Here is a 17,632-nt window from a genome sequence, read left to right on the forward strand (position 1 = left end):
TTTTTGTTTTTTGTGAGAAAATTATGCTTGGATTTTTTAGAAAAGTAGGGAAATGGAAAGAACGTATATATTTGCGATATTAATATATATCTTTTGTACTATAGGAGAGTAAATCTAGCGGGATGCATAATTACATCATTTGATGAATAGGAAATTTAAGAAAAACGATTTATAATACTAGTATTGTGTCTTGCCTTTTTAGGTACAGTACACAGCCGGTGATTGGCTAGTGGATGTTCTTCCATTTTGCCAGTGCCGGTTTTTTATTGGATAATAGGGAAAATGAAGTTTTTATAAAGAAAGAAGGGGTTGTTTTGAAGGATGTAAATTCTATCTTTATGAGAGAAAAGATTGCTAGTTCTTATCTTTATTTTATTTCTTTTCTTGGTTTGGTTACTATAACTATATCTTTACTTGAAATTAAAATCCCTTCTCATCCAACAATACTAATAATGTTGTTACTATTTATGGGGATTGCAGAGTATTTTCCTGTAAGATTTTGGAGAGGAACTAGCTCGCTTACTTTTCCGATCATTTACGCTATGAGTTGGCAGTTTGGAATCCATATAACTATTACTGCTATTGTATTCGTAACGCTAATTATTCACCTGCATCGTCGTTCACCGATACAAAGAATGTTATTTAATAGTACTCAGCATGCACTTAGTTTGATTTTGGCCGAATGGTTTTCAAACAAATGTATGTCCTTATTACTTAATAAGATAGTTATGCCAGTTCTATATGAAAATTTAATATCTTTGTTATTATTTTGCGTGTTTTTTTGTTTTTTCAACAATCGTTTTTACGATTTGTTGATGATACTTCTTCCACAGCCATATTCAATATATCAGTGGTATAAAAAAACTGTAACGGTATTTCTTTGCGAAACTTTTGGTTTCTCTTATGCGGCCCTGATGCATGTATTAATTAGTATATATAGTGTGGAAATAAACGAGATTACAGTACTGTTTTTCTTTTTTCCACTTGTAGCAGCTTCAGTTATTAGTTCTTTTTCTGTACGGATAAGGATGGAGAAGGAACGATTATATGAGTTATTTCTTATTACGACCGAAATTAGTCGAGGATTAACTGGAGGAAACTTGAAACATATTAAACAAGCACTTAAAGGTTTTTTTGGCATACAAGCATATGTAATATGGACAAAAGATGATGGGAACTGGAGTATTCTATTAAAAGATGGGAAAGTGCGCTCTTATATTTCTGATGATTCAGAAATATCAAGGGCGTTTGAGGAACTTTCTAAAAATCTTGTATTTAATGATTGGAAAATTGGTACGGCTCCTGGAGATGAAATATTTGATAGTGTTATACGCTCACTTGTATATTTTCCTCTTATAGTAAATGATGAATTAGTCGGAATGTTTGTTGCAGGGAAAAGTAGAAATGCGGGTTTCTTTCCGGAAGATGTACAGTCGTTAGCTACATTTTCTAACCAATTAGCTAACGTTGTTAAAACAAGGATATTGATTTCTGAACAGAAAAAAAGAATGATTTTAGAAGAAAGAAATAGAATTGCCCGTGAAATTCACGATGGTATTGCGCAAACATTAGCGGGGGTAATATTCCAACTAGAATCCGCACGGAAAAAATACCATGATAAACCAAAAGATATGCAGCAAGTAGTTGAGAAAAGCATAAAAGATTTAAGAGGAAGTCTAGGAGAAGTTCGCTATTCTATTTATGCTTTAAAACCATATCCGACACAACAATTAGGTCTTAAGCAGGCAATAGCAAGTAAAATAAAATCTTTAAAACGAGAATATGAATTAGACATTACCTATCATGAAAGAGGTCATGCACGTGCGCTTAGTTTTTCAAAAGAAAGAGTTATATTTGATACATTACAAGAGAGTTTGCAAAACATTGTAAAACATGCACAAGCAAAAAAGGCTGATGTTTTACTCAGTTATCAAAGTGAACACGTTCTTTTAAGGATTAAGGATAATGGAGTTGGCTTTTCACTATTTGAGTCTATGGTTAAAACAAAGAATGAGCCACATTATGGTATATTACATATGAATGAACAAGCTGACCAATTAGGGGCTAGTTTACAGATTGATAGTTCTATAGGAAAGGGGACAGAAATTACACTGTTAATTCCAGATTCACAAACAAGGGGTGCGTAAAATGATTAAAATATTAGTAGTAGATGATCATGCTTTTTTACGGGATGCAATTCGGAGCATACTAGAAGATGAATCTGATATGAAAGTGGTTGGAGAAGCTAGCTCTGGGGATGAAGTATTGGGAAAAGTAGAAGAATGCGGACCAGATTGTATTTTGATGGATATTAACCTGCCAGGGAAAAATGGGATTGAAGCTACAGAGTTAGTGAAAAAAATTTATCCGAGTTGCCGAGTACTTGTGTTTACAATGTATGAACATGATGAGTATTTAATGGATGCACTTCAGGCCGGTGCTGATGGTTATTTATTGAAGGATTCCTCATCAGAGCAGGTAGTAGCAGCAATTCGAATGTTATATCGAGGTGATTCAGTTATTCATCCGCGTATGACTAAAAAATTAATTACATATCATCAGCAAAAAATGAAAGTAGAATCAAATGAAAATGAACTGACGGAACGTGAAAAGGAAATTCTCTTTGAACTAGTAAAAGGACTTAGTAATAAAGAAATTGCTGAAGTTTTATATATTAGTGATAAAACAGTTAAAATACACATCAATAAAATTTTTAAAAAACTAAATGTGAAAAGTCGATCGCAAGCAGTGATTTATGCAGTTCGAAATCAATTGGTTCCGCTAGATTAAATAAGAAATTTATCAAAGAACTATCGTGTCGATTTATTCTGTATCACAAAGAATAAATGACAAGATAGTTCTTTTGTACTATGTAGGCATAGAATAATTAGAGAAAAGATACTCCTTTTGTTTAATTTTCAGAATAATCAAAATGTGAAATAATAAAAATAGAATTATATTTTAATATTGTTAATAATTCATTTCATGAAAATCTTTTGTTGGAAATAAATGATGGGGGGCTCTTATAAAAAGAGTAAAGTGAGTGGTTAGCTATATGAGGTATGGGGATGGTAGTAGTGTTGGAATCTTTCATGATACAAAAGATTAAGATTGATAGAGTTTCCGATGCTACATGGGAATGTAAGAATCAATTTGTTTCAAAAATAATATGAATAATGGGGAGATGCAATATGAAACGAGGGAAATTTGGAAAGGTTCTTATTGGAACGTTAACAGTTGGAATGTTATTGTCTCAAGGGATTCCATATAACGTATTAGCGGAAGAGGTAAATACATCTACTTTAACTGGAATTGATGATGCAGATGCTATCTTAAAAGGCCTTACAAAGGAACAACGTAATGCCTTAAAAACGTTAGATACAAAACCAGGTTTTGTTATTTCGCCAGGTATCAATACAGCAAGTCCTAATAATGTAAATGTGATTATAGAATTTAAGCAAGCGCCTAGCAAAATTGAGGTATTAAAACAAGCGGCTAAAGGGAAAAAGATAGCTCTTTCAAATGCGGAACAAAAGGTAGAGGCATCACATAAAGGATTTAAAGCAGAGTTTGAACAGCTTCAAAAGAATAAAGAGAAAGGGACAAATGTAAAATCTGCAAAAATAACAAGAGAGTATAAGAATGCTTTTAATGGTGTAGCGATTTCTTTACCAGCAAATATGATCGAAGACTTAGTTCGTACCGGTATCGTTAAGCGCGTATGGGAAGATCATGAGGTTAAAATTGATTTGCCGAAAGAAACAGCTAAGACTGCTGTTGAACCAAAAATGGTAGATAGTGTACCGCAAATTGGTGTGGACAAGCTGCATGATGAAAAAATAACAGGTAAAGGAATTAAGGTAGGTGTACTGGACACAGGTATTGATTACAACCACCCGGATTTGAAAGATGCATATAAAGGATATCGTGCAAAACAAGGTGAAGATCCAAGTAAAGTAGATCCGAACTCAATAAAAGGATGGGACTTTGTGAATAATGATGCTGATCCAATGGAGACAACGTATAAGGATTGGCAAAATTCTGGAGGATATCCTGAAATTTATGAGGGAAGTGCATATTATACATCCCATGGTACGCATGTAGCCGGGACAATTGCTGCAGACAAACAGAATAGTGTGGATTATGCAGTGAAGGGCGTTGCTCCAGATGTAGATTTATATTCATATCGCGTACTAGGTCCGTATGGAAGTGGACAAACAAGCGGTATTCTTGCTGCGATTGATAAAGCAGTGAAAGACGATATGGATGTTATCAATTTATCACTAGGAGCGTCTATTAATGATCCTTTATATCCTACTTCTGTTGCAGTGAACAATGCGATGTTAGCTGGTGTTGTTACAGTAGTAGCAGCTGGTAATAGTGGTCCGGAAGAAGGTACGATAGGATCACCTAGTGCAGCGGCACTTCCCATTACAGTTGGAGCCAGTGACGCTGCAATGAATATTCCAACGTTTTCCGCCGATGCAGGTGATGTACATGTAGATAAGATGATGCTACTTGGAAAAAGCTTTACTGATAAGATTGAAGATTTGAAAGGACAATCCTTATCGGTTGTATATGCAGGACTTGGGAAATCAGATGATTTTACAGGGAAAGATGTAAAAGGGAAGTTAGCTCTTATCCAACGTGGTGAGATTACATTTGATGAAAAAATTAAAAATGCTAAGGAAGCAGGCGCAAAGGCGGTAATTGTATACAACAATGTAGATGGGGAAATTACAAGTTATCTTGGGGAAAGTACTTCATCTATTCCATCGTTCCGCTTAACAAAAGTAGATGGTGAGAAATTGCAAGCAAAAGCTGTACAAGGAGATGTGTCGTTAGCATTTGGAGAACTTAGTAATATAAAAACAGAGGGAGATCATTTGGCTGATTTCAGCTCCCGTGGTCCTGCAACTAAAACAGATGATATTAAGCCAGATATTGTAGCACCAGGTGTGTCTATTTTCTCAACTGTTCCTGAATATATTAATGATCCAAAAGATGGAGAAAATTATCCGGTAGCGTATGGACGTCTGTCAGGTACATCTATGGCAACTCCTCATACTGCAGGGGTAGCGGCACTTATTTTACAAGAACATCCAAACTATAGTCCATTTGAAGTAAAAGAAGCACTTATGAATACCGCAGTTGACTTAAAAGAAGAGCGTTCTGTATTTGAGGTGGGTTCTGGACGAATTGATGCATATCGTGCAGTTCATGCAGATACATCTATCGAGGTTATCGATAAAACATCAAACGTTGTAGATGATGAAGAAGTAGAAATTGAAGAAAAAACAGGTTCTATTGCGTTTGGATATAAAAATCAAATTGAAAATGGGCCTATTAAAGATAGTCGAAAAGTCTTAATTAAGAACAGCAGTAAAACTGATGGAAAAGAGTTTAAATTAGAAGTAGAGTTTTCATCTACAAGTGTAGGTGTGCAAGATGCAGCGAAGAATGGTGTGAAGCTAAATGTACCAGATTCTATTAAAGTAGCTCCTAGTACATCAGAGGAAATTAGCCCTGAAATTATCATTCCAGAAAACGCTGAATTTGGTAGATATGAGGGCTATATTCATATTTCAAATAAAAACAATGAAAAAGAAGTGTATCAAGTACCATTTGCAGTTAAATTCACAGAAAAAGGGATTGCATCTGTAGATTTACTGAGAGATGCAATGGCAACAGATGCATCTAAATTCCATCCGTTTATGGAGAGACCAAGTTCGCCTTTGACATTTAAACTAAATAGTCCTCTTGAAACTATTGATGCAGTTGTGAAGGACCGAAAGACAGGAAAGGCATTAGGAGTCGTTGGTACACTTAATGCAAGTAGTCTAACACCGAATATTGAATATATGATGTTTTCTGGTATGGGAGGGTATGTACTTCCATTCACAGGAGATCCAGCTCATCCAATTGGGGATAAACCTGTTATGTTGCCTGATGGAGATTACGAATTGAACTTCGTTGGATATGATAAAGAAGGAAAATCGTATACAAAAGGCGATAGCATTATCATTGATAATGTTATACCGGAAATGAAATTTAAGGATGTACAACCTGGTATACATGAAGTAAATGATTCTATGTTTAAAGAAGAAGACGGCCAACGTGCATTATGGGTGCATGGTAATATTTATGATTCTACAGTAGATGCATTAAAAGCAAAAGGCTTGCAGTATAGTCAAAAAGCGAACCAAATTGTATATTATCAAAACTCAGCCTTTCCATCAGGTTGGCTGAATACAATTCAAGCAAATGGTGATTTTAAATTTGGAGTACTTCCAGAGGAAATAAATGAGCCGTTAAATTTAAAATTATTTGGATATGATCTTGCAACTGCAGGGAATATGGCAACTGGATATAAAGATTACGTCTTTGTAAAGGAAGGGACAGAATACGCTGTTCCAAGTTATGACAAAGATAAAATCAAATTAGGAGAGAAAATTACGTTAACTTTGAATCTTAATAATGTAAAACAGCTTATGTCAGGTACATTTGAAATTCCTTATTATAAGCAGCTCTTTAAATTTACAGATGTGAAACCAAATCCAGCACTTACGGAATATGTAAAACAACATGGACTGAACCTTAAATTAGAAGATCCGAAGATAAGTGAAGAAGGAGCTTGGGAAAACAAGGTGAAAGTTGGGGCATCATTAGAAGGAAAAGAATTTAAAGGATTAGATGGAGATACACCATTTTTAGATGTTACATTCGAGATGACGAACGATGAATACTTTAATGATTTAACTGCATTTGGAGTAGAGAAGTTCTCTTATACAAAAGCTGGTGCATCAGAAGGCATTGAGATTCCTGCGTTTAAAGATAAATCTTTTGCTATTGTTTCGAAACATTCAACGATTACAGGATATATTGGCCCGGAAGCTTTCTTGAATGAAGAGGGGTATTTAGGTAAGAAAGACTATACAAAACTAGGAGCAAAAGTGTACGCAGTTGGCAAGGATGGAAAGAAATATACAGGAACGATTGGTGATAACGGGCAATTTGAAATTCATAGTGTCCCAGTAAGCGATAAAGAATATGATATTTTCGTAGAAATGTCAGGTCATTTAAATAGTAAATTAACAACAAAAATAGGGAAGGTGCAAGATGGTGAATTAGTGGGACAAAACTTTAGAGCTGACATGGATGATAACCTTGCAGGTGATGTAAATGGAGATAAAATGGTAGACATTCAAGATGCTAGAATAGCAGCTTTATCGTATGGAAAAGGAAAAGTATCTGTAAAAGATGGAGATATAAATCAAGATGGTGTTGTAGATGAAACAGATATTCGTTTTATTGAGAAAAACTTCTTGAAAAAGAGTTCAGATGCTAAAGAAAATCAGAAACCGAAAGAAAATGTAGGTCCGGTGACATTAGATAAAATCTTACGCTCTATTGGCTTAGAACCCAAAAAATAAGTGGGCAAAATTCTAGAGTAAATAATGCAATCAGACAATGAATAGTAAATGAAATGAGATTGGCTAACAAATAACCGGTAATAATTTACGGTAACATTACCGGTTATTTTAAAAGTAATAGTCGTTTTGATACATGAAGTAACTAGTTTAAAGTTGGTTCACTTTCGCTGTGGGACAAGGTAGTTGCTTAAATTATTTTGTGGGATGGAAATAAGGTTTGTAGTTTGAACTTTGAACTTTAAAAATAGGGTGACTTGTGAAATGAGTATTAAGAAAAAACTTGGTATGGGTGTTGTAACTGCAGCACTTGGCTTATCTTTAATTGGCGGGGGAACATATGCGTATTTTAGTGATAAGGAAGTGTCACAAAACACTTTTGCAGCGGGGACTTTAGATTTGAGTGTGAATCCTGAAGTTGTTATTAATGTCGATAATATTAAACCAGGTGATGAAATGGAGCGTGGTTTTCAATTAGTAAACAAAGGAACTTTAGCAATAGGAGATGTGAAACTCCTGACAGATTACAGTGTAATCGATGCTAAAGGAGATAATGGAAATGCTGATTTTGGTGATCATATCCGCGTTGATTTCTTGTGGAATTTGGATAAAAATGAGGTTCCAATTTGGTCTACTACATTATCTGAATTAAAGGTATCTACGCAAAATGGAAGTATTCCTGATCTTGTACAAAAAGGTGTTGTAGACCGAGAAGGAAATGGACTTGCTCCTGGTGATGATGATACTTTCTATGTAATGTTCACATTTGTAGATAATAATGCAGAGCAAAATGTATTTCAAGGAGATTCATTAAAATTAAATTGGACTTTCAATTCAATGCAGACAAAAGGTGAAGAGAAATAAAAATAAATGTTATATACGAGAATCAATTGATAAATAAAACTTTTAATAATGTAAAGGTTGATTTAGTGAATCAACCTTTTTTTATTTTTAGATTTTTTATAGTATTCATAGCAGTACTTCTAATATGTATGGTGAATTGAATAGAGGATATATGGAAGTGATGGAAACATATGCTTTTGGTTTTTACTCTTTTGTTGTTCTTTTTGCGAGAAATTTATGCTTGGACTATTTTTGAAAAAGTAGCTTGAAAGTTACGTTACGTCATCTTTTATACTATAGAAAATAGGATATAGGGGATGATATAGGTGACTTTGAGGTATATGTGGGGATGGAAAGAAATTTTATATTTATTAGTTTTCGTATTTCTTATTGTCCCAGTAACAGTTGAATCTCTTTTATATGAATATGCTTTAAAGATAATAGGGAACTCATTATATGCTGGAGTATTAATGGGATTTATAATGGCGGTGATATTTACTACTGTAGTTTATCTTTTTTGTATAAAAAGATATCAACTGTCTTGGAAAGATATTGGAATTCGAAAACTTTCATGGAAAGATTTTTTATGGGCAGTTATAGCATTGATTACCTTAATTGTAGTTAGTATTGCTGTATTAATGATAATGGAGAAAATGGGTATTTCTTTTGAAAATAGTAAAACGGAGACGGTCCAAAATGATAAATCAATATATTCGTTCTGTATCGCGGTAATTGGAGCAGCAGTTATATCACCAATTTATGAAGAGATTTTATATCGAGGTGTTTTTTATACATTTTTTCGTGATAAATATGGTATATGGGGTGGAGTGCTTGTAAGTTCTATAATATTTACTGTTGTTCATATTCCCACATATAACACATTACCAGTGAATTTTTTAAGTGGAGTAGTATTTGCTTGGTTATATGAGAAAACAAATTCTATTTTATCAGCTATGATTGCCCACGCATTATTCAATTTCATAGCAGTACTTTTAACATTTATGTCGAATTAAGAAGATATATAGGAGGGATACATATGGAAATAGCTGTAGAACGTGTTTTTACGAAAGAGATTTTAAAAAGAGCAGCGAGTTTGTTTCGTGTAACAGTGGAAGACAAGCCGCTTGGAGATTTTGAGAATTATATTTTTAAGGCGAAGGGTGATAATGATGAAGACTATGTATTACGTTTAACGCATTCGTCGCATCGCTCTAAAAAAGAAGTCGAGGCTGAACTAGATTTTTTACGATATGTTGCAGAGAACGGAGCAAAGGTAGCAGGCCCCCTGTACTCAACGTTTCAAAATCTTGTAGAAGAAATCGGAGCAGAGGATGAAACTTTCTTTTTCGTTTCCTTATTTACATATGCAAAAGGTGAGCAAGTAAAAGGAGAGGAATCGCCTTATTGGGGAGACGCTTACTTTGAAGCATGGGGAAAAGCGATTGGACAACTGCATCGTCTAACAATGAACTATCCTAAAACGGATCATCGTGATACGTGGGAAGAAGATGAGAGTGGGATTGTTAATGAATTAGAGGATAATCAAGTGAAAAAGATTGCTGCGGTATTAATGGATGAGATAAAGGCTCTTCCAATTGAAAGAGAAACATTCGGCCTTATGCATGGGGATATTCATCCAGGTAATTTTCATTATGATGGAAAAGAGCTAACAATCTTTGATTTTGATGATGCGGCTTATAATTACTTTATACACGATTTAGCAATGGTTCTTTATTACTCTGTTCTATTTACAACGTGGACAGCGGAAGAGAAGACAGACTTTGCTCGTAAACAGTTACAAGTGTTACGGAAAGGCTATGAGTATGAGCACAGACTGGCGGATAGCTGGTATGAATCATTACCACTATTTTTACGTTTGCGTGACATAGGTCTATACGGTACGCTCCAAAAGAAATTTAAAGGGAAAGATATGCCAGATAATTTCCGAAAGTTATCAGAAGAGCTATACGAAAGAATTATAAAAAAAGAAGCAATTGTGAATATATAATACATTCTGTTCAAAACAAAGTATATAAAACAAATATATACTTTGTTTTTTTATACAAAAATATGTTTGTTTTATTAAAATAATATTGTCATAGATTCGGTATACACTTATAATTTTTATATATTCTGAATATTCTTGATAAAAAGGAGGGGGAATATTGGAAGCTTTCGTAAATTGGTTAAATAATATTGTTTGGAGTCCAGCACTTGTTTATTTATGTTTAGGAGCAGGTTTATATTTTTCTATTCGAACGAGGTTTTTACAAGTAAGGCACGTAGGAGAAATGGTGAAGCTGACATTTAAAGGAGAAAAATCAGAGGCTGGTGTTTCTTCATTCCAAGCGTTAGCACTTTCGTTATCAGGGCGCGTTGGGACAGGGAATATCGCTGGGGTAGCTACAGCGGTTGCCTTCGGTGGACCAGGGGCTGTATTTTGGATGTGGGCAGTAGCCTTTTTAGGAGCAGGATCAGCTTATGTAGAATCAACACTCGCGCAAATCTATAAGACAAAGCATCAAGGACAGTTTCGCGGTGGACCTGCTTATTACATTGAAAAAGGTTTAGGGGTTAAATGGTATGCATTAGTATTCGTTGCAGCGACAATCCTTGCAACTGGGCTTTTATTACCAGGCGTGCAAGCAAATAGTATTGCTGTAAGTTTAGAGACAGCTTTTGGAATTAATACTACTCTATCAGGGGCTTTATTAGTTGTTGTATTGGCTCTTATCATCTTCGGTGGAGTAAAACGAATTGTTAACGTAGCGCAAGTTGTCGTACCGTTTATGGCTGTTGGGTATATTTTAGTAGCTTGTGTTATTGTCGCTATGAATATTGAAAAACTGCCAGAAGCATTTATGTTAATTATAAGAAGTGCGTTTGCATTAGAAGCAGCATTTGGTGGTATTATCGGTTTAGCAATTTCTTGGGGAGTAAAGCGTGGTATTTATTCTAATGAAGCAGGGCAAGGAACTGGACCACATGCAGCAGCAGCAGCAGAAGTATCACATCCAGCTAAGCAAGGCTTAGTGCAAGCATTTTCCGTTTACATTGATACATTATTTGTTTGTTCAGCAACAGCATTTATGATGATTATTACAGGCATGTATAACGTATTTGATGCAAGCGGAAAAAACTTTATCGTAAATAAATTAAATGGTGCACAGCCAGGACCGGGATATACACAGGCAGCAGTAGAATCTGTTTTCCCTGGATTTGGAAACGGTTTCGTTGCAATCTCGTTACTATTCTTTGCATTTACAACAATTATGGCGTATTACTACATTGCAGAAACGAATATCGCGTACTTAAACCGTGATAAAGACCGCCCTTGGCTGTCTATGGTACTAAAGTTTGTCTTTTTAGGAGCTGTATTCTACGGTTGTATCAAAACAGCAGCAACGGCTTGGGCTTTAGGCGATATCGGTGTAGGAATTATGGCATGGGTAAATATCATTGCGATTTTACTATTACAAAAACCTGCATTAGTTGCATTAAAGGATTATGAAAAGCAGAAAAAAGAAGGAAAAGATCCAGTATTCGATCCAGGGCCATTAGGAATTAAAAATGCTGATTTCTGGGAGCATGAATACGGAAAAGATAAGAAAGAAGAAGTATCGTAATGGAATAGAGATGAAAAAGCAAAGGGGAAACCCCTTTGCTTTTTTTATGGGTGAAATGAGGATCAAAGTTATTTTTTTGCTTATTTTTGAATATAAAAAGAATGTACATGCTTTGTTAGGGGAAGGGGGGAGTATGTTGATAGAGTTTCGTAATGTAAATAAATATTATGGTAACTTTCAAGTTTTAAAAGATATTAATGTACAAGTGAAAAAAGGTGAAGTGGTAGTAGTTGTTGGGCCTTCAGGATCAGGAAAAAGCACGTTGCTTCGGTGTATAAACCAGTTAGAGTCAATTACAGATGGAGAGTTAATTGTACAAAATACGGAGGTACACAATGCGAAAACAGATATGAATGAATTACGCCGAAATATCGGAATGGTCTTTCAACATTTTTATTTATATCCACATAAAACGGTTCTTCAAAATATTACACTAGCACCTATTAAAGTAAATAAAATTTCAAAAGAGGAAGCAGAGAAAACGGCGATGTTTTATTTAGAGAAAGTAGGAATTCCGGAGAAGGCCAGTGTATATCCACATCAATTATCTGGTGGACAACAGCAAAGGGTGGCAATTGCTAGAGGACTTGCGATGCAGCCGGAAATTATGCTATTCGATGAGCCTACGTCTGCTCTTGATCCAGAGATGATCGGGGAAGTACTTGATGTTATGAAAACGCTAGCTAAAGAAGGGATGACGATGGTCGTTGTCACGCATGAAATGGGATTCGCGCGGGAGGTAGCCGATCGGATTTTATTTATGGATGATGGCAAAATCATTGAGGATACAACACCGGCGCAATTTTTTGCAAGTCCTGAACAAGAAAGAGCGCGTCTATTTTTAAGCCGAGTGTTAAACCATTAAAGGAGGAGTTTTATGCTTAAAATGAAAAAGTTGTTTACGTTAATCGTATTTTCATGTCTATTCGTACTTGTCGTTGCTGGGTGCGGAAGTAAAAAAGATGAGGCAAAAGAAACGAATACGAAGCAAGGCGGGGCTGTTGAGCAAATTAAGAAGCGCGGGAAATTAGTAGTTGGGGTGAAGAATGATACGAACTTATTTGGATTGAAAAACCCTTCAACAGGGCAGGTAGAAGGATTTGATGTTGATGTTGCAAAGGCGCTTGCGAAAAAAATTCTTGGAGATGAAAAGAAATTAGAATTAAAAGAGGTAACGTCTAAAACGCGTATTCCACTCCTGAAAAATGGTGACATTGATGCAATTATTGCAACGATGACAATTACAGAAGAACGTAAAAAAGAGGTCGATTTTTCAGATGTATACTTTAAAGCAGGGCAATCGTTACTCGTGAAAAAAGGAAGCGATATTAAAAGTATTGATGATGTGAAAAAGGGCGTAAAAGTGTTAGCAGTAAAAGGTTCAACATCGACAAATAACATTCGCCAAAAATCACCGGAAGCGACTGTATTAGAATTTGAAAATTACAGTGAGGCATTTACAGCGTTAAAAGCAGGAAAAGGTGATGTGTTAACGACAGATAATGCAATTCTTTACGGTATGGCAAAACAAGATTCGAATTATGAAGTTGTCGGGAAAATTTTCACGGATGAGCCGTACGGAATTGCAGTGCAAAAAGGTGCAGATGATTTAACGAAAGAGATTAATAATTTAATTAAAGACATGAAAGCAAGCGGAGAGTATGACAAATTATATGAGAAATGGATTGGGCAGAAACCAGAGAAGTAAAGTGATAAATAGTAAAAGTGAGAGGATGAGAGTACTCATCCTCTTCTTGTAAAGAAAGAGGGGAGAATATGTGCCTGATTTTTCTATATTAACGAATAACATTGATATGTATTTAGAGGGTTTTAAATATACAGTGTTGTCTAGTGTAATCGCATTAATAGGCAGTTTTATTTTAGGGGTAGTATTGGCGGTAATGCGTATTGCACCAATTCGCATTTTAAATTGGTTGGGAGCTGCTATTGTAGAATTTGTAAGAAATATTCCGCTCGTATTAATTGCATTCATATTCTATTTCGCTTTACCTGTAGTAGGAATTACTTTAAATGGTTTTGTAGCAGGAACAGTTACGCTTACCGTATATACTGCAGCGTTTATTGCGGAAGTCATTCGCGCTGGTATTTTATCCGTTGCAAAAGGTCAAATGGAAGCAGCACGTTCCTCAGGATTAACGTATGTACAGGGAATGTATTATATTGTTTTACCCCAGGCGATGAAAATCGTAATCCCTCCTTTAGGAAATCAATTTCTCAATTTAGTAAAAAACTCTTCTATACTCGGAATTATTGCTGGTGCTGATTTAATGTATCAAGGAGATTTAATTTCAACGAAGACGTTTGTTACGTTCGATGTGTATATATTTGTCGGGATGTTTTATTTAATATTAACAATTCCGCTCAGTATGCTAGTGCGTTATTTAGAAAAACGCTTAGCAAAGGAGGCGGTGTAAATGGATTTTAAGGGAGCAATTACAGGAGATCATATTCTCTTTTTATTAAAAGGATTACTCATCACATTAGAGGTAGCACTCGTAGCGATTGTACTTAGCTTTATTATCGGTAGTGTAATAGGGATTGTACGGTACACAAAAATACCCGTCTTCTCACAAATATTAGGAGTTATCGTTGAAGTAATTCGAAACTTACCACTACTTTTAATTATATTTTTCACATATTTTGCACTTCCAGAAGCAGGCTTGAAATTAGAAATTATAACAGCCGTAATTGTCGCTTTAACAATATTTGAAGCTGCAATGATATCTGAAATTGTTCGAAGTGGCCTATTATCTATTGAAAAAGGACAGATTGAGGCTGCAAGATCTTCAGGATTAACGTATGTGCAAGCACTTTGGCACATTATTTTACCACAAGCATTAAGAAGAATGGTCCCGCCACTTGTCAGTCAGTTTATTTCATTGCTGAAAGATACAGCGCTAGCAGTCGTTATATCACTCCCAGAGCTTATGCATAATGCTCAAATTATTAGCGGACAAAATGTAAATTATATGATTCCAACGTTTATAGTAGTAGCTTGTATGTACTTTATTGTAAACTATAGTTTATCAATTTTATCGAGAAGGTTAGAACTCCGTTAACCCTTACAATATATGTAAGGGTTTTTCCTTGTTTCTCCTTATTTTCCTCTAAATAGAATCTAAATCTTGCAATAATTCAATTTTTTATATTATTTTATCAGAAAAGTTTTAATTTTATATAGAAAATGTAATCGCTTTCGTGTATATTTTTATTATCAGAAAATTTTAACAAGATATAGGGGTATTGGTAGGGGGAGGATTTAGATGCAGCAACCAACGAATGAGAAATTACATCGTACGATGAAGAGTAGACATTTATTTATGATCGCACTAGGTGGTGTAATCGGAACTGGTTTTTTCTTAGGTTCAGGTTACACCATTAATCAGGCTGGACCAGGGGGAGCCATCCTTTCATATTTAGTAGGCGGATTTATTATGTATTTAACAATGCTTTGTCTTGGAGAGTTAACGGTAGCGATGCCAGTTTCAGGTTCTTTCCAAAAGTATGCGACGAAGTTTATTGGACCAGGAACGGGCTTTATGATCGGCTGGCTCTATTGGCTTGGCTGGGCAGTAACAGTAGGATTAGAATTAACGTCAATCGGTTTAATGATGAAAAGATGGTTTCCGAATGTTGATGTTTGGGTATGGTGTCTTGTATTCGGTGTTATTTTATATGCTTCAAACGCAATTTCGGCGAAAAGTTATGCTGAATTAGAATTTTGGTTCTCTAGTATTAAAGTAGTTACCATTCTTGCCTTTGTAGTTCTTGGTGGTAGTGCGTTACTAGGGTTTATATCATATGACGGAAAAGAAGCAGCACCTCTTTTCTCTAACTTTGTAAGCGAAGGTGGATTATTCCCGAATGGACTAGCTGCCGTATTACTTACAATGATTACAGTGAACTTCTCGTTCCAAGGAACAGAGTTAATCGGGATTGCAGCGGGAGAAAGCGAAGAGCCTGAAAAAACAATTCCACGTGCAATCCGTAATACAGTATGGCGCATTATGTTATTCTTCATTTTAACAATGACGATTTTAGTAGGATTAATTTCTTGGAAAGAAGCAGGGGTAATTGAAAGTCCATTTGTAGTTGTATTTGATAAAATCGGTATTCCATACGCAGCTGATATAATGAACTTCGTTATTATTACAGCGTTACTATCTGTAGCGAATTCAGGATTATATGCGGCAACTCGTATACTATGGTCACTTGCAAATGAAGGAATGGCACCAAAGTCTTTCCAGAAAGTAAATAAGCGTGGTATTCCAATTACAGCGCTAGTCGTAACAATTGCTGTAGCTGCTTTATCTTTATTAACAAGTTTCCTTGCAGAAGATACAGTATACATGTACTTATTATCTATAGCTGGTTTATCAGCTGTTTCAAGTTGGATCATTATTGCCCTGTCGCAATTGCGCTTTAGAAGTCAGTATATAAAAGGCGGAGGAAAGTTAGAGGACTTAAAATATAAAACACCGTTATATCCAATTGTTCCTATTTTAGCTTTAATTACAAATAGTATCGTTGTTATTAGTTTAGCGTTTATTCCAGAACAAAGAATGGCGTTATATTGTGGTATTCCATTTATCATTTTCTGCTACATATATTATTATATAAATAAGAAACGGCAGAAACCGATGAAGGTGGAGACAACAAATGAAACTAACCATCAAACAAGATGATATTGAGGCAGATTTATCGTATGGTCAATTAGCGATTGGAAAAGAAAACGGGTATTCACCGTTACAATTACTTATTTCTTCAATCGCAGGATGTAGTGCAATTGTCTTTCGAACAATTTTAGAAAAGAAACGTATTCCATACGATACGTTTACAATTGAAACGGAAATTGGTAGAAGTGATGCTTTATCAAAACCAGTTGAAAGTGTTCATTTGCATTATAAAATTAAAGCACAAAACATTACAGAAGAGCAGTTGGACAAGGCGTTGCAGCTTGCAGTGAAAAATTGCACAATTGTTCAATCTGTAAAGGATAGTATAAAAGTTACGGAAACAATTGAGCTAATAAAGTAAAACAGAAAAACGTGAGAATACGGCTCTCACGTTTTTCTGTTTTAGAGAGGGGGGGAAGTATGATGGAATGTTTAGGATGTAAATTAGCAAACGAAGAGGAGAAAATTTACAGAGTATACGAAGATGAGTATGTAACATGTTTTTTAGATCATGCACCTTTCTATCCAGGACATACTTTAATTGTGCCAAAACAGCATGTTGTAGAAGTAGATGAATTAGATGATGTTGTAGCAAAATCCATTATGGATGCTTCTAAGCTTATTGCAAAAGCGATTAAGGCATTATATAAACCAGATGGAGTTACAGTTTGTCAAAATGGTGGAGTATTTAACGAGTTAACACATTACCATATGCATGTCGTACCAAGATATAAAGAGCGCTCGTTTGCTGAATTTTATACGGTACAATCGGGAGAAAAGCAGAATCATAATTTTGAAGAGACTAAGCGCTTATTAAAAGGGGCGATAGAGCAAATACTGCTTAATGAAAAAGTGTAAGAGGGATGTTTTAAAGAAGTTTTCAGGAAAATTCTAATAAACAAAAGCCCAATTTCTCAGTTAAAATAGAGAAATTGGGCTTTTGTTTATTCTATTATTAAATTTTATCTATAAAAAGATTTTGCAGTGTCACAAAGTATGGTGCTCATTCGTTATATAGAGTGAGAGGAGGAATTAT

At 35.1% G+C, this 17,632-nt stretch carries 14 protein-coding genes; all 14 read left to right on the top strand.

From position 1 onward, the window contains the following. Positions 1-314: 314 nt before the first annotated feature. The 14 genes from ACTFR9_RS22010 (at position 315) to ACTFR9_RS22075 (ending at position 17,454) form a co-directional block, all read left to right on the top strand. A complete protein-coding gene (locus ACTFR9_RS22010; protein WP_163262804.1) occupies positions 315-2,147 on the top strand; it encodes a GAF domain-containing sensor histidine kinase in 1,833 nt (610 codons plus the stop codon). Position 2,148: 1 nt separating this feature from the next. After that, positions 2,149-2,790 (top strand): response regulator, encoded by a 642-nt coding sequence (locus ACTFR9_RS22015; RefSeq protein WP_000590668.1) that lies wholly within the window; start codon positions 2,149-2,151, stop codon positions 2,788-2,790. A gap of 401 nt (positions 2,791-3,191) precedes the next feature. After that, a complete protein-coding gene (locus tag ACTFR9_RS22020; protein WP_163262806.1) occupies positions 3,192-7,433 on the top strand; it encodes a S8 family serine peptidase in 4,242 nt (1,413 codons plus the stop codon). A gap of 261 nt (positions 7,434-7,694) precedes the next feature. Beyond that, positions 7,695-8,294, top strand: a complete 600-nt coding sequence (locus ACTFR9_RS22025) for a TasA family protein (protein ID WP_000023366.1) — start codon at positions 7,695-7,697, stop codon at positions 8,292-8,294. Positions 8,295-8,599: 305 nt separating this feature from the next. Beyond that, a complete protein-coding gene (locus ACTFR9_RS22030; protein WP_073541555.1) occupies positions 8,600-9,286 on the top strand; it encodes a CPBP family intramembrane glutamic endopeptidase in 687 nt (228 codons plus the stop codon). A 23-nt stretch (positions 9,287-9,309) separates the two neighbouring features. After that, positions 9,310-10,281, top strand: a complete 972-nt coding sequence (locus ACTFR9_RS22035; RefSeq protein WP_073541554.1) for a phosphotransferase enzyme family protein — start codon at positions 9,310-9,312, stop codon at positions 10,279-10,281. Between the two features lie 157 nt (positions 10,282-10,438). Next, positions 10,439-11,899: an alanine/glycine:cation symporter family protein gene (locus tag ACTFR9_RS22040; RefSeq protein WP_000387151.1), complete on the top strand. Its 1,461-nt coding sequence runs from the start codon at positions 10,439-10,441 to the stop codon at positions 11,897-11,899. 136 nt (positions 11,900-12,035) lie between these two features. Beyond that, positions 12,036-12,764 carry an amino acid ABC transporter ATP-binding protein gene (locus ACTFR9_RS22045; protein ID WP_074564835.1) on the top strand — a complete coding sequence of 243 codons (729 nt, stop codon included), beginning with the start codon at positions 12,036-12,038 and terminating at the stop codon, positions 12,762-12,764. Between the two features lie 12 nt (positions 12,765-12,776). After that, positions 12,777-13,607 (top strand): glutamine ABC transporter substrate-binding protein GlnH, encoded by an 831-nt coding sequence (gene glnH / locus ACTFR9_RS22050; protein ID WP_000916479.1) that lies wholly within the window; start codon positions 12,777-12,779, stop codon positions 13,605-13,607. A 70-nt stretch (positions 13,608-13,677) separates the two neighbouring features. Then, on the top strand, positions 13,678-14,334 hold the full coding sequence (locus tag ACTFR9_RS22055) for an amino acid ABC transporter permease (protein WP_001112659.1): 657 nt from the start codon (positions 13,678-13,680) through the stop codon (positions 14,332-14,334). Further along, complete coding sequence (locus ACTFR9_RS22060) at positions 14,335-14,979, top strand: amino acid ABC transporter permease (protein WP_000345989.1); 645 nt, start codon at positions 14,335-14,337, stop codon at positions 14,977-14,979. It begins immediately after the preceding gene. Positions 14,980-15,183: 204 nt separating this feature from the next. Next, positions 15,184-16,605, top strand: a complete 1,422-nt coding sequence (locus ACTFR9_RS22065; protein WP_109630468.1) for an amino acid permease — start codon at positions 15,184-15,186, stop codon at positions 16,603-16,605. Beyond that, positions 16,580-16,957 (top strand): OsmC family protein, encoded by a 378-nt coding sequence (locus ACTFR9_RS22070; protein WP_000778858.1) that lies wholly within the window; start codon positions 16,580-16,582, stop codon positions 16,955-16,957. Before ACTFR9_RS22065 ends, ACTFR9_RS22070 begins: the two co-directional genes overlap by 26 nt. 59 nt (positions 16,958-17,016) lie before the next feature. Next, entirely contained in the window at positions 17,017-17,454 is a 438-nt protein-coding gene (locus ACTFR9_RS22075) for an HIT family protein (RefSeq protein WP_000969618.1), read from the top strand. Positions 17,455-17,632 lie beyond the last annotated feature (178 nt).

Origin of the sequence: Bacillus cereus group sp. MYBK222-1 (assembly GCF_051916425.1) — a bacterium.
Taxonomy (GTDB): domain Bacteria; phylum Bacillota; class Bacilli; order Bacillales; family Bacillaceae_G; genus Bacillus_A; species Bacillus_A paranthracis.

What these genes read in the sequence shown, in the direction of transcription:
- glnH (WP_000916479.1), top strand. Translation starts at nt 12,777, where the DNA reads ATGCTTAAAATGAAAAAGTTGTTTACGTTAATCGTATTTTCATGTCTA.
- ACTFR9_RS22015 (WP_000590668.1), top strand. Translation starts at nt 2,149, where the DNA reads ATGATTAAAATATTAGTAGTAGATGATCATGCTTTTTTACGGGATGCA.
- ACTFR9_RS22025 (WP_000023366.1), top strand. Translation starts at nt 7,695, where the DNA reads ATGAGTATTAAGAAAAAACTTGGTATGGGTGTTGTAACTGCAGCACTT.
- ACTFR9_RS22035 (WP_073541554.1), top strand. Translation starts at nt 9,310, where the DNA reads ATGGAAATAGCTGTAGAACGTGTTTTTACGAAAGAGATTTTAAAAAGA.
- ACTFR9_RS22060 (WP_000345989.1), top strand. Translation starts at nt 14,335, where the DNA reads ATGGATTTTAAGGGAGCAATTACAGGAGATCATATTCTCTTTTTATTA.
- ACTFR9_RS22075 (WP_000969618.1), top strand. Translation starts at nt 17,017, where the DNA reads ATGATGGAATGTTTAGGATGTAAATTAGCAAACGAAGAGGAGAAAATT.
- ACTFR9_RS22020 (WP_163262806.1), top strand. Translation starts at nt 3,192, where the DNA reads ATGAAACGAGGGAAATTTGGAAAGGTTCTTATTGGAACGTTAACAGTT.
- ACTFR9_RS22065 (WP_109630468.1), top strand. Translation starts at nt 15,184, where the DNA reads ATGCAGCAACCAACGAATGAGAAATTACATCGTACGATGAAGAGTAGA.
- ACTFR9_RS22070 (WP_000778858.1), top strand. Translation starts at nt 16,580, where the DNA reads ATGAAACTAACCATCAAACAAGATGATATTGAGGCAGATTTATCGTAT.